The organism is Actinomycetota bacterium (genome assembly GCA_030774015.1).
Lineage (GTDB): Bacteria > Actinomycetota > UBA4738 > UBA4738 > JACQTL01 > JALYLZ01.
Genome location: JALYLZ010000115.1, coordinates 1 through 12,065 on the forward strand (window position 1 = coordinate 1; position 12,065 = coordinate 12,065).

The following is a 12,065-nucleotide window of genomic DNA, read 5'->3' on the forward strand; positions in this document are numbered from 1 at the left end:
ACCCACCACGAGGAACCCCCGGCCGGCCTCACGACCCCTTCGGCGTAGCTGCGAACGGCCATCCGCACAACCACGACCACGACCACGGCCGCGGACACGGACATTCGCACGAGCTCCCGGACCTGGACCGGCCGCTGTCCCGCAAGAGCCTGGCTGGCCTGGCTGTCGCGGGCGGGATCCTTCCGTCCCCAACTGCTCTGGTGGTCCTGGTCTCAACGGTGTCCGCCCACCGGGCGGGGTTCGGGCTTTCGCTGATCGTGGCGTTCAGCGTCGGATTGGCCGGGGCCCTCGTGGCCGTGGGGATCCTGGCCCTGCGGGCTCGGGAGGCGGTGTCCCGGCGTCTCTCCGGTACATTCCTGCGGTGGGTATCGTTGGCCAGCGCCGCCGTGATCGTGGGTGTCGGCGTTTTCCTGGCCGCCAAGGGTGCGATCCAACTGTGACCGTGCGGAGATCGCTCCAAACGGCCGTCGCGATCCTCGCCTCGTCCCTCGCCCTGGTGGCATGCGGGAAGTCCTCAAGCGGTCCCACCGGCAGCGGGAGCCCGACCAGAAGCGTGATCCAGTTGCTTCCCCACGGCGGACTCCCCGCCAACGCCTACGACCTCGGGTACCAGGCGTGCACCGGCAAGTCACCCGACGAGGTGGCCAAGCAGGTGGGAAGCACCGCCACGGACCCGGCGGCCGTGGCGGCGGCGTTCGCCCGGGACAACTTCGACGTGAAAGCGCGTCCGTACGCCGTGCAGGGCTGCCTCGACGCCCTTCAGGGCAAGCCCGAGACCCTGCCCTCGTCGTCACCGTCGCCGACGCCGACCGGCTGATCACCCGGAGCCGGCCGTTCCCTGAAGGGCCGGCCGGCAGTAGGATCGCCGGACCCGGCCGACCGCACCAGCGCCGCCGGGGCGGGGCCATGGCCGACCTGATGGACCGGGCACGAATCCAGGATTACCGCCGATCGCCAGGCGGACGTTCCCCTCGGCCTTCGGGTGAGCCTCGCGCCGGCCGGCGCCTCGGCGTCGCCTCCCTGGTGCTGATCGTGGCGGGAGCGGGATTCATGGTGTCGTCGCCGTCTGGCTCGATCGGCTCGCTCGCCCCCGGCCTTCGGCCGAACGGGCCCATCGTGTTCGTCGGCACCGGGCCGCACAGTGGCCTGGGGGTGGACAACCGGGACCTGTTCGCCGTCGACCCGGATGGCACGAACGTCCGGGACCTTACCGACACCCTCGGCGCCGAGCAGGATCCGGCGTGGTCCCCCGACGGCTCCAGGGCGGCGTTCGTTCGTACGTCCTCCTCCGGGGATTCCGACGGGCGCGTCCGGATCCGAGCCGGCGTCTTCGTCTCCGACCCGAATGGCCTCTACCCCGATCGGGTCCTCGCGTGCGCGCAGGTCCCGTGCGAGGTCCGCGACCTCGCGTGGTCACCCGACGGCGTCCGCCTGGCCTTCGTGGTGGACAGCCGGCGGGGCCCGCACGGCGGTCTCCCGGTGTCCACGGTCGAGGTGATGAACGCCGACGGCACCGGCCGGATCACGATCTGCTCGTTCCCTCGCTGCTGGCAGGGCCTGACCCGGCCGCTGTGGTCCCCCGATGGCAGGGACCTCGCGTTCTCCAACGAGCAGATGGCGAACTTCCCGGGGCTCGGCGGACCTCCCCCCAGCTCGATCTACGTGGCGGCGTCCGACGGGACGACCGTGCGGAGGCTGACCAACGCCGCGTGCGACCGCCACACCGGCGCCCGTTGCACCTTCGACGCGTTCCCGGCCTGGTCGCCCGACGGGACGCGGATCACGTTCAGTCGGTCCCCGGCGTACGCGCGAAACGGCCCCACCGTGGCGCTCGACGTGATGAACGCGGACGGCTCCGGAGTGCGAACGCTCAGCGCGTGTGACGATCCCGAATCGGGCTGCACGGTCGCCGACGCGGCGTGGTCGCCGGACGGCGGGGCCGTCGCGTTCGCCACGTCGTACGACCGGCCGGTCATCGCGGTGGTGGATCCGATGACCGGGCGCACGCGCACCATCCGCACCTGCCGCGACGGGACGTGTCTCGATCCGAGCGGCGTGCGGTGGTCGCCGGACGGCCGCGAGCTGCTGTTCGTGGCGGGGGAGCCGGTGATCTACACGATCGGCGCCGACGGGACCGCGATGACCAGGATCATCGGCGGGGTGTACGGCTGCTGCGCCACGTGGCTCCCGGCCGGAGCCGGTGGGTTCGCTGGCGGCGGGGTCCGGCCGAACACGGGGCCGGTTCTCGAGCCTCCGGCCCCCCTACCTGGCCTGATCGCATTCGTCTCCTCTCACGCCATCTTCGGCGGCAAGGAGCGCGGCGAGATCTACACGATCCGCCCAGACGGGGCGGGCCTGGCCCTGATCACCAGGACGCGCAGTGGCAACGGCTCCCCGGCCTGGTCGCCCGATGGTTCGAGGATCGCGTTCGCCAGCCATCGGGGGCCGCCGGGCGAGGAGATCTACGTCATGAACGCCGACGGATCGGACCAGACCCGGCTCACGTCGTTCCCGGGGGCGGCCCAGGATCCGGCCTGGTCGCCGGACGGCTCGCGGATCGCCTTCGTGGGCTGGCCGAACGGGATCCGCCCCGAGATCTACGTGATGGACGCCGACGGGACCGGGGTCCGCCAGCTCACCACCGGGGACAGCTACGTCGCGGGGCCCACCTGGTCACCGGACGGATCGAGCATCCTGTTCGAACGGAGCGAGCTCACCAGCTCCACCGGCGAGACCGGCCTCGGCACCGTCGACGTCGCCACCGGCGCGGTCCGGACCATCGTCCCCCTACCCGGAAGCGAATCCGACCCTGCATGGTCACCCGACGGCACGCGGATCGCGTTCGTGTGGTGGACCCAGGCCGGAAGCGGCCTGTACGTGATGAACGACGACGGGACGGGCCTGACCCGGCTGACCGATCCCCTGGTCGGGGCTCAGTCGCCGTCGTGGTCGCCGGACGCATCGAGGATCGCGTTCGCGGGATCGACACCCCGGTACCGGAGCGGCCTGTTCACCGTGCGGCCGGACGGGACGGGGCTCTCGCTGCTCTATCACGTGCGGCCCGGCGTTCAGGATCCGGACTGGATGCCCGCGAGTTCCTAGGAGTGGGTCAGGCCGCCGGGGTCAGCTCCGCGGACCACCGGCGGGAGCCGCGGGGGGCACTCTTCTCCGAGTCGGTGGACTCCTCGGTGATCAGGATCTGGTCGTAGCGGCTGGCGTCGAAGGAGAGCGGCAGGACCACGATGCCGTCGTCGGGGGTGAACGCGCCGATGAAGGTGAACTGCCCCCCCTGGCCCAGCCACAGGCGGTACTCCTTGCCGGGGTCGGGGTCGGGGACGTCGGTCCCCAGCAGGAACACGCGGGTCTCCCGGGGCCGGTAGCCCATGAGCACTCGGCTGCTGGTGAGCCGGGCGTCGGTGAGGTCCACCACCCTGGAGCCCGGCTGGTTCATGAACGACAGGACGTTCGTGACCTTCTTCTGCTGGGACTGGACGTGCCCGAGGCGCTGATCGAGGACGCTGTTCCACGCCACCAGCCCGACCACCGCCACGGCCGCCGCGGCGGCCGCCCACACGCCGAACGACCGCCGGCGACCCGCGAGCTCGCGGATCGGCTCCTGGCGCAGTTCGGAGCGAAGCCGGGCCAGGAGCAGCTCCGGAGGCTCCACCGGGGACGTGGCCAGGGCCAGCTCGCCCAGCACCTCCTGGAACACGGCCAGCGTCTCCCTGCACCGCGCGCACCCCGGCACGTGCTCCGTGAGCAGCCGGTCCACCTCCCGGGCGTCCTCGCCGTCCAGGCTGTGCATGGCATGGCCCGCCAGCAGCTCCTCGATCCTGTCGTGGTCCTCGATCAACCCGGCATCCTCATTCCGCCTCGTGCGACAGCGCGCGCCGGAGCTTTCGGAGCGCGGCGAGCGTACGCGTCTTCACGGTACCCAGGGGGATCCCCAGCTCCACCGCGATCGCAGCCTGTGTGTAGCCCTGGAAATATGCCATCTCCAGCACCCGTCGCTGGTCGGGAGGGAGCGTCGACAGGGCCTCGCGGACCTCCTTGCGGCGAGTGGCCAGCCAGGCCTCCTCGACGACACCTTCCGCTACATCTTCGCCGGTGGGGTCCGTCAGGTTCAGGGCCCGTTCGGTGCGCCGGCGCAGCCGTTCCTCCCGCCTGACCGTGTCGACGGCGCGGTGGTGGACCAGCGACAGGAAGAAGCTCCGGAACGGCCCCCGGGCCGGGTCGTACGCCTCCGGGGCCCGCCACAGGGCCATGAAGGCGTCGTGGACCACCTCCTGGGCCAGGAGGTCCTGGCCGGTGACCCGAAGGGCCAGGCCGTACGCGCCCGGGGCGTAGCGGCGGTACAGCTCCTCGAACGCGTCCCGGCTGCCAGAGCGAAGTCGCTCGTGCAGCTCGAGGTCCAGCCGGTCCAGATCGTCCCCGCGCACGTCCCCAGCCTATCCGTGCCGGTCCCTGCCGATAGCATGGGCGGCCATGTCACGCGTGGTCATGTACTCCCGCCGCCGGTGCGGCCTGTGCGACGAGGCCAGGAGCGTCATCCTGGCTCAGCGCGACCGGACGCCGTTCGAGTTCGAGGAGGTCACGATCGACGGCGACGACGGCCTCGAGCGAGGCTACGGCCTCCGGGTGCCGGTGGTCGAGATCGACGGCCGGGAGGCCTTCGAGACCTTCGTCGATCGGCAGGCCCTGGCCCGGCTCCTCGGGGCGGACTGACTCGGGGCGGACTGACTCGGGGCGGCCCAATACCAGAAAGGGCTGTTCCTGCTTGACGTTTTTACGATTAAGGCTAGAATGGTCCCAGAAACGTCAAAAGGTAAAGGTAAATGTAGTGGCAAATCGTAAAGGAGAGAGGACCGAGGGAGGAATCAAGAACCTCGCTCGCCAGATGCTCTCGCGCCAGGAAGCTCTCACCTCTGGCCAACTCGCCCAGGCTGCCGGCGTCACCCGCCAGGCGGCGCACTACCACCTCGTCCAGATGCTCGAGTCCGGCGAAGTGGACCGCCGTGGTTCAGGCAGGGGAACCCGATACATTCGCAACGCGGAATTTGCTCGAGGATACGAGCTCGTCGGTCTGGAAGAGGACCGAGTATGGAAAGAAGTCGCGGCCGCAGTACACGCTCTCGATAGGCTCCGACCAAACGTCCGCTCTATCCTCGAATACTCGTTCACCGAGATGCTCAACAACGCAATCGACCATTCGGCCGGTCGCCTGGTTCAGGTGACGCTGTGGACTCCACCCGCATACGTCGCATTCGAGATCGTCGACGACGGTATCGGGGCGCTTCGGAACGTCCGGGAGAGCTGGCGTCTGCCGGACGACTTCGCCGCGATTCAGGAACTCTCGAAAGGGAAGGGCACGACCGCTCCGACGAGGCACAGTGGGGAGGGTATCTTCTTCACTTCCAAGGCCGTCGATCGATTCGAACTCGAGGCGGGAACCCTCCGTTGGATCGTGGCCAATCGCCGCCAGGACCAGGTCGTGAGGGATGTACCGCCTCGTCGGGGCACGCTCGTCCGCTGCGAGGTGGACACGGACTCGAAAGGAACTCTCACCGACGTCTTCTCAGCGTTCACCGAGCGTGACACCCTTGAATTCGACAAGTCGTCTCTGAGGGTGAGCCTCTTCGAGACCGGAGGAGACTTTGTCTCCAGGTCGGAGGCGAAACGACTGGCCAATCGGCTTGAGGGGTTCACCAATGTCATCTTGGATTTCGCCGGTGTCCAAGGAGTCGGCCAAGGCTTCGTCGACGAACTCTTCCGCGTCTGGGCCCGGGCGCATCCCGAGACGCGGCTCGTGCCGGTCAACATGTCCCCGGCCGTGGCCTGGATGGTGGGACGGGGATCAGCTTCAACGTTACTGGGGCCCGACGCTTTGCGCATTTGAGAAGGATTCACAATGGCGCTAGCATCTGACCGTGCCCTCGTTCCCCCGAATCGAGTGAGAGCGCGCTCCATCCCGGAAGCCACCGTGGGCCGGCTGCCGGTCTATCTGCGCGCACTGGTGGAGATGGCCGAGGAGGGCCGGGTCACCGTGTCCTCGGAGGCCCTGGCCGAGGCGGCCGGTGTCAACTCGGCCAAGGTCCGCAAGGACCTGTCGCACCTGGGGTCCTACGGCACCCGCGGCGTGGGCTACGACGTGGCCTACCTCATCCACCAGGTCCGTCGGGAGCTGGGTCTGACCCAGCACTGGCCGGTGCTGATCGCGGGGGTCGGGAACCTCGGCCACGCCCTTTCGAACTATCGCGGCTTCATCGAGCGAGGGTTCCGCATCGTGGCCCTGGTGGACGCCGATCCCAGGAAGGTCGGTGAGGTGGTGAGCGGGCTCCGGATCCGCCACATCGACGACCTCCCCGAGATCGTGCGCGAGCACGACGTGGCCATCGGGATCGTGTGCACCCCGGCCGCGGCGGCCCAGGACGTGGCCGACCGCATGGTCGCGGCGGGGGTCCGCTCCATCCTGAACTTCGCCCCGGCCATCATCGCCGCGCCGGCCCACGTGTCCTTGCGGAAGGTGGATCTGTCCATCGAGCTCCAGATCCTGGCGTTCTACGAGCAGCGCAAGGCCGCCCTGTCCGCGGTCCGCGAGGGCCACGCCGCCCTGGACCTGGCCAAGGTGTGACGGCGTGCCGATCCTCGCCCTCGGGGTTTCCTACCGCCGCGCGTCGGTCGAGCTGCTGGAGCGTTTGGCCTTCGGGAAGGACGACCTGCCCAAGGCCTATCACCACCTGACCGGCCAGGAATCCGTCCGCGGCGCCGTCATCCTGTCCACCTGCAACCGGGCCGAGGTGTTCGCGGAGGTTGACGCGTACCACAGTGGCTTCCAGGCCCTGAAGAGCTTCCTGTCGGACTCCCGCGAGGTGCCGCCGGCCGAGTTCGCCGAGCCCCTGTACTCGCACTACGAGGAGCAGGCCGTCGAGCACCTGTTCTCGGTCGCCGCCGGGCTCGACTCCATGGTGCTCGGGGAGCCCCAGATCCTGTCCCAGGTCCGCCAGGCCTACGTGGCCGCGGAGGAGGAAAGCGCCACCGGCTCCGTGCTCCGGGCGATGTTCCGGCGGGCCATCCGGGTGGGCCGCCGGGCCAGGGCCGAGACGGCCATCGGGGCCAGCCCGGCCGCGTTCGTCGAGGCGGGGGCGGCCCTGGCGGAGCAGGCCCTCGGTGACCTGCGAGGACGGCACCTGCTGGTGGTGGGGGCCGGCCAGATGAGCGAGCTGGCGGTCCGGCACCTCCGGGAGCGCGGGATCGACGAGGTGCGGGTGCTGGCCCGGCGTCCCGAGCGGGCGGAGGCGCTGGCCCGCCGAACCGGCGTGGAAGGGCGGTACGGGCCGCTCACTCGGATGCGCGAGGCGCTCGCCTCGGCGGACGTGGTGGTGTCCGCGACCGGGGCGGCCGGTGTGGTCATCGACATGGAATCGCTCCAGAACGCCATGGCGCACCGGGACGGCCGGCCGCTGTTCGTGCTGGACCTGGCGGTCCCCAGGGACGTCGATCCCGAGGCGGCCGAGCTTCCGGGGGTGAGCCTGGCCAACATCGACCACCTGAAGTCGGTGGTCCACCGGTCGCCGGAGGACGACGAGGTCGACCGGGTGTGGACCATCGTGGCGGACGAGGTGGCCCGGTTCGGCGCGTGGCGGCGCGCCGCGGAGCTCGGCCCGCTCATCCAGCAGCTCTACGAGCGGGCCGAACGCATCCGCGCCGCCGAGGTGGAACGGCTCCACGGCCGTTTGTCCGAGCAGGATCGCCAGGCGGTGGACGCCGCCACCCGGGCCATCGTGGCGAAGCTGCTGCACCGGCCGGTGGTGCGGGCCAAGGAGCTCCACGACGCCGGCGACCTGCGGGCCCGCTGGCTCGCCGAGCTGTTCGACTTGAAGCCGCCCGCGGAGTGACCCCGGGGGCGCGTTCCGAGCAGCTGTTCGAGCGGGCCCGAGCGCGCATCCCGGGCGGCGTGAACTCCCCGGTCCGGGCGTTCGGTTCGGTGGGCGGGACCCCCGTGTTCGCGGCCCGGGGTGAGGGCGCGTACCTGGTGGACGCCGATGGCCGCCGCTACGTGGACCTGGTGCAGTCGTGGGGAGCGCTGCTGTTCGGGCACGCCCGGCCGGAGATCGTTCGAGCGGCCACGGAGGCGGCTTCCCGCGGGACGTCCTTCGGCGCGCCCACGGAGGCCGAGGTCGAGATGGCCGAGCGCATCTGCGCGGCGGTCCCCTCGGTGGAGATGGTTCGCCTGGTGAGCTCGGGGACCGAAGCCTGCATGTCGGCCATCCGCCTGGCCCGCGGGTTCACCGGCCGCCCAGCCGTCGTGAAGTTCGCGGGCTGCTACCACGGGCACTCCGACGCGCTGCTGGTGCGGGCAGGCTCCGGCGTGGCCACGTTCGGGCTGCCGGACTCGCCCGGGGTGACCGGCGCCGCAGCGGCCGACACGCTGGTCGCGCCGTACAACTCGCTGGACGCCGTGGGCGAGGTGTTCGACGCGCGAGGCGAGGACGTCGCCTGCGTGATCGTGGAGCCGGCGGCGGCGAACATGGGCGTCGTGCCCCCGGCCGCCGGCTTCCTGGAAGGCCTTCGGGACCTGTGCTCGCGGGCCGGCGCGCTCCTGATCTTCGACGAGGTCATCACGGGGTTCCGCCTGGGCCGGGGGGGCGCCCAGGAACGGTTCGGCGTGACGCCGGATCTCACCACCCTTGGCAAGGTGCTCGGCGGCGGGTTCCCCCTGGCGGCGTTCGGCGGGCGGTCCGACGTCATGGAACACCTGGCCCCGTCCGGCCCCGTCTACCAGGCCGGGACCCTCTCCGGGAACCCGGTGGCGGTGGCAGCGGGACTGGCCGCGCTGGACCTGATCGACCGGCTCGATCCCTACGCCGCCCTCGAGGCCTCGGCGGCAGCGCTCTGCCAGGGGCTCGCGAAGGCGCTCGACGCCGTGCCGCACACGCTCAACCGCGAGGGCTCGCTGTTCTCCGTGTTCTTCTCGGAGGGGCCGGTGAGCGGCTACGAGTCCGCCCGTTCAGCCGACCATCAGGCCTACGCGCGCTTCTTCCACGCCATGCTGGAGCGCGGGGTGTACCTGCCGCCGTCGGGCTACGAGGGCTGGTTCCTGGGCACTGCCCACGGCGACGCCGCGGTGGAAAAGGTGCTGCAGGCCGCCCGGGAAGCTACTTCGCGATGGTGATGAACAGCGTGACGAAGATCGCGATCACCATGATGCCGAAGATGATGAACTGCACGCTTCCGGACTCGATCATGCTCGCCGCCAGCATCCCGTCTCCCTCCTAGGCCGGCCCGGTCCAGCTCGGCGCCCGGCCCCCGGTCAGCACGGCCTTGCGCTTGCGCTCCGCCCGATCCAGGAACGGCAGGTGGATCAGGAACGCGATGAGCGAGACTCCCAGGAACGCGAACGAATAGATCGGCACGTTCCCGCTGTCGTGGTATGCGAACACGGTCAGGGCGGGCCCTCCGCCGTTGAAGTAGGCCCGTCCGGCCGCGAGTGACGTCTTGCCCGACGTGGTGAACTCGATGTTGCTGACCGTGAAGTCGGTCGTCTCGACCGTCGCGGGCTTCCCCTGCTGGGCCAACTGCGCGTTGGCCTGGCTGGCCAGGTACTCCTGCACCGCTGCCGTGAAGGTCCCGATCGAGGCGGCCTGGCCCTCGCCGCGGGGTTCCTGCCAGGGTGCGCTGGGGTACTTCGAGGCCACGGGATACGTCGAGGACGTCACCTGGATCCCGGCGGCGACGGGCTGCCAGTGCGGCTCCGTTCCCCGGGGGCCCAGATTGGTGGGCGTCCCCAGCCCCTGGGACCAGAACCCGAACGCCCACAGCGCCGAGAACAGGATCATCCATCCGAAGAAGGCGGCCGCCAGGACCAGGTAGCCCATGCGCGGCCCGAACACCGCGGCCAGGATCAGGTACACGCTTCCCACGAAGATCACGAAGGCCATGGCCACGGTGATCCAGCCCACCACCGAGGGGCACTGGATGAGGGGGAACCCGGAGCTACAGGGGATGTCCGCGACCACGCTCATCGCCCGGACCTCATTGCGCCGCCACCACGGGGGCCTGGTAGTCGGGCGCTTTGGCGTTGGTGCAGACGTTGTCCTTGAACGGGACCTCCTGGATGGACACGATGTACTCGACGAGGTCCTGGATCTGCTGGTCGTCGAGGGCTCCGGCGAACCGCACGCTCCACGACGGCATGTCCGTCCCCGGCCGGCCCTGCATGATCGTGTTCCGTACGTCCACCACGTTGTGGATCTGCGGGTGGTTGAACGTCGTGCTGCCGCACACGGTCCGCAGGTTCGGCACCGTGACCAGCACGCCGTTGAACAGGTTGTGGCCCCCGCCGAGGGTCGGGTTGTCGCCGTGGCAGCGAACGCACCCGATCCCCGACTGGTTGTTCTCCGAGTAGAGCTGGACCTCCAGCGCGCCGCGGCCGATGGAGTCCTGGATCAGGGCCTTGGACTGCGCCAGGTTCTCGGCAGGCTCCTTCAGCCACACCAGCGGGATGAACACCACGAAGAACAGGACCAGCGCCACCCCCCACCCCTGGAGCTTCTCCAGGCGTGGCTTCTCCAGGTCCGCGTCGGACGGGCCGGGCTGCATGGCCGGCGGGATGTCGGGACGGCCCCCCCGGCCGATCCGGCGGCCCCGCGCGGACAGGGCCAGCGCGGTGAAGAACAGCACCAGCGCGATGGCCGCGACGACCAGCGCGATGGCGTCCTGCGAGGAGAACTTGGCGACCATCGGCTACGTGCCCACGCAGAACGGGCCCTGGGGCGGCTCGTGGATGGTGTCGGTCCCTCGCGGTGGCCCCGGCAGCAGGGTCGAGGTGTCCACCATGAGCTGGTTGCTGGCCACGCTGATCGGGAAGCGCTGGAGTCCCGTGGGGGCCGGTCCCAGCTGGTACTCGCCGGCCTTGTTGTACTTCGACCCGTGGCAGGGACACTCGAACCACTGGGACTGCTGGCAGAACGGGACCCGGCATCCAAGGTGGACGCACCGCTGGTACAGGGCCATCAGCCCGAGCCCGGGGACGACCGCGCCTTCTGTCTGGTAGTCGACGCCGGTCGAGGAGTCCGTCCCGTTCCCGGTGTAGGGGACGATGTAGACCTTGCCGACGCCGTAGTAGAAGGGCTGGTTGGTCTGCTGGATCTGCTGCTTGAGGTCGCTCACCGACCCCAGGTTGATGAGCGACCCGAACCCGCCCTTCAGGTTCGGCCACAGGAAAGCGATGCTGGCGCCGCCGAACTGGGCCCCGAAGATGGCGAGCGAGGTGACCAGGGATCGCCGGAAGAAGTCGCGCCTGGAGACGGCCACGCCGGGCTTGGCCGCCGGGGCCACGGGCCCGCCCTCCGCGGGGCCCTCGCCGATGGCCGTGGCCACGGCGCCCCGCCGGACCCGGATCAGCGAGATCGACAGCAGCGCCAGGAACAGCACCGCCACGATCACGGCCACCATCACCGCGATGCCGGTCTGCGAGATCGCCACCACGCTCGTCATAACTCGAAGAACAGTCCCTGGCTCCATGGCCACACCCAGTTGAACCCGGGCCCGCGGAAGAAGCATCCGACGATCGTGAGCGTGGCCCCGAACATGAACAGCATGGTGAACAGGGTGATGGCCAGCTTGCGGTCACCCGGCCGGTTGCTGGGGTTGCGGTCCACGAACGGGATCACCGCCAGCCCGACCAGGATGAAGGTGGGGATCATGACGCCGGCCACCATGGGGTGGAAGTAGCGCAGCAGCTCCTGGAGGCCCAGGAAGTACCAGGGGGCCTTGGAGGGGTTCGGCGTCAGGTTCGGGTTGGCCAGCTCCCGCAGCGGCGCGTTCACGAACGTGGAGAACAGCAGCAGCAGCGCCGACACCAGCAGCAGCGCCACGAACTCCTCGATCATGAGGTGCGGGAACGTGTTGACGCGGTCGCCCTGCTCCCGCTCCACCCGCTGGATGCCCTCGGGCGGAACCAGCGCCAGCAGGCGGTGCTTGTCCGGGGCTCCGGGCCGGGGCGTCGGGACCCGGCCGGTGGGTGGGGGAGCGAGCCGCGCAGCGGCAGGCGCCGTGGCCCCCGC

General features: G+C 70.2%; 14 protein-coding genes. 8 read left to right on the forward strand and 6 right to left on the reverse strand.

What is annotated here, in order from left to right; all coding sequences use genetic code 11:
- The 3 genes from M3Q23_11250 to M3Q23_11260 form a co-directional block, all read left to right on the forward strand.
- Window positions 1–440: hypothetical protein (locus M3Q23_11250; protein MDP9342643.1), on the forward strand; the 440-nt coding region annotated here is incomplete at its 5' end.
- 113 nt (window positions 441–553) lie between these two features.
- Window positions 554–817 carry a hypothetical protein gene (locus M3Q23_11255; GenBank protein ID MDP9342644.1) on the forward strand — a complete coding sequence of 88 codons (264 nt, stop codon included), beginning with the start codon at window positions 554–556 and terminating at the stop codon, window positions 815–817.
- Between the two features lie 89 nt (window positions 818–906).
- Entirely contained in the window at window positions 907–3,102 is a 2,196-nt protein-coding gene (locus M3Q23_11260) for a hypothetical protein (protein MDP9342645.1), read from the forward strand.
- 7 nt (window positions 3,103–3,109) lie between these two features.
- Here M3Q23_11260 and M3Q23_11265 read toward each other — a convergent pair whose 3' ends face one another.
- Window positions 3,110–3,853: an anti-sigma factor gene (locus M3Q23_11265; protein ID MDP9342646.1), complete on the reverse strand. Its 744-nt coding sequence runs from the start codon at window positions 3,851–3,853 to the stop codon at window positions 3,110–3,112.
- A gap of 10 nt (window positions 3,854–3,863) precedes the next feature.
- Window positions 3,864–4,439: a sigma-70 family RNA polymerase sigma factor gene (locus M3Q23_11270; protein MDP9342647.1), complete on the reverse strand. Its 576-nt coding sequence runs from the start codon at window positions 4,437–4,439 to the stop codon at window positions 3,864–3,866.
- Window positions 4,440–4,485: 46 nt separating this feature from the next.
- Here M3Q23_11270 and M3Q23_11275 point away from each other — a divergent pair, with 46 nt between their 5' ends.
- The 5 genes from M3Q23_11275 to hemL all read left to right on the forward strand — a co-directional run bounded on the left by M3Q23_11275 (window position 4,486) and on the right by hemL (window position 9,172).
- A complete protein-coding gene (locus M3Q23_11275) occupies window positions 4,486–4,725 on the forward strand; it encodes a glutaredoxin family protein (protein MDP9342648.1) in 240 nt (79 codons plus the stop codon).
- A 115-nt stretch (window positions 4,726–4,840) separates the two neighbouring features.
- Window positions 4,841–5,896, forward strand: coding sequence for a DUF4325 domain-containing protein (locus M3Q23_11280; protein MDP9342649.1), 1,056 nt, complete (start codon window positions 4,841–4,843; stop codon window positions 5,894–5,896).
- A 12-nt stretch (window positions 5,897–5,908) separates the two neighbouring features.
- The gene (locus M3Q23_11285) at window positions 5,909–6,631 is read left to right on the forward strand and encodes a redox-sensing transcriptional repressor Rex (GenBank protein MDP9342650.1); all 723 of its coding nucleotides are present in this window, start codon (window positions 5,909–5,911) and stop codon (window positions 6,629–6,631) included.
- A gap of 4 nt (window positions 6,632–6,635) precedes the next feature.
- Window positions 6,636–7,895 carry a glutamyl-tRNA reductase gene (locus M3Q23_11290; GenBank protein ID MDP9342651.1) on the forward strand — a complete coding sequence of 420 codons (1,260 nt, stop codon included), beginning with the start codon at window positions 6,636–6,638 and terminating at the stop codon, window positions 7,893–7,895.
- Window positions 7,892–9,172 (forward strand): glutamate-1-semialdehyde 2,1-aminomutase, encoded by a 1,281-nt coding sequence (gene hemL, locus M3Q23_11295; protein ID MDP9342652.1) that lies wholly within the window; start codon window positions 7,892–7,894, stop codon window positions 9,170–9,172. The genes M3Q23_11290 and hemL overlap by 4 nt, the downstream gene beginning before the upstream one ends.
- Window positions 9,173–9,272: 100 nt before the next feature.
- On the opposite strand, the gene M3Q23_11300 is transcribed toward hemL, so the two are convergent.
- The 4 genes from M3Q23_11300 to M3Q23_11315 all read right to left on the reverse strand — a co-directional run.
- On the reverse strand, window positions 9,273–10,022 hold the full coding sequence (locus tag M3Q23_11300) for a hypothetical protein (protein ID MDP9342653.1): 750 nt from the start codon (window positions 10,020–10,022) through the stop codon (window positions 9,273–9,275).
- Between the two features lie 10 nt (window positions 10,023–10,032).
- Entirely contained in the window at window positions 10,033–10,740 is a 708-nt protein-coding gene (locus M3Q23_11305; protein MDP9342654.1) for a cytochrome c, read from the reverse strand.
- A gap of 3 nt (window positions 10,741–10,743) precedes the next feature.
- Window positions 10,744–11,484: a Rieske 2Fe-2S domain-containing protein gene (locus M3Q23_11310; GenBank protein MDP9342655.1), complete on the reverse strand. Its 741-nt coding sequence runs from the start codon at window positions 11,482–11,484 to the stop codon at window positions 10,744–10,746.
- Window positions 11,485–11,492: 8 nt separating this feature from the next.
- A partial coding sequence (locus tag M3Q23_11315) for a menaquinol-cytochrome c reductase cytochrome b subunit (GenBank protein ID MDP9342656.1) occupies window positions 11,493–12,065 on the reverse strand: 573 nt, incomplete at its 5' end.

What these genes read in the sequence shown, in the direction of transcription:
- M3Q23_11260 (MDP9342645.1), top strand. Translation starts at nt 907, where the DNA reads ATGGCCGACCTGATGGACCGGGCACGAATCCAGGATTACCGCCGATCG.
- M3Q23_11275 (MDP9342648.1), top strand. Translation starts at nt 4,486, where the DNA reads ATGTCACGCGTGGTCATGTACTCCCGCCGCCGGTGCGGCCTGTGCGAC.
- M3Q23_11285 (MDP9342650.1), top strand. Translation starts at nt 5,909, where the DNA reads ATGGCGCTAGCATCTGACCGTGCCCTCGTTCCCCCGAATCGAGTGAGA.
- M3Q23_11300 (MDP9342653.1), bottom strand. Translation starts at nt 10,022, where the DNA reads ATGAGCGTGGTCGCGGACATCCCCTGTAGCTCCGGGTTCCCCCTCATC.
- M3Q23_11305 (MDP9342654.1), bottom strand. Translation starts at nt 10,740, where the DNA reads ATGGTCGCCAAGTTCTCCTCGCAGGACGCCATCGCGCTGGTCGTCGCG.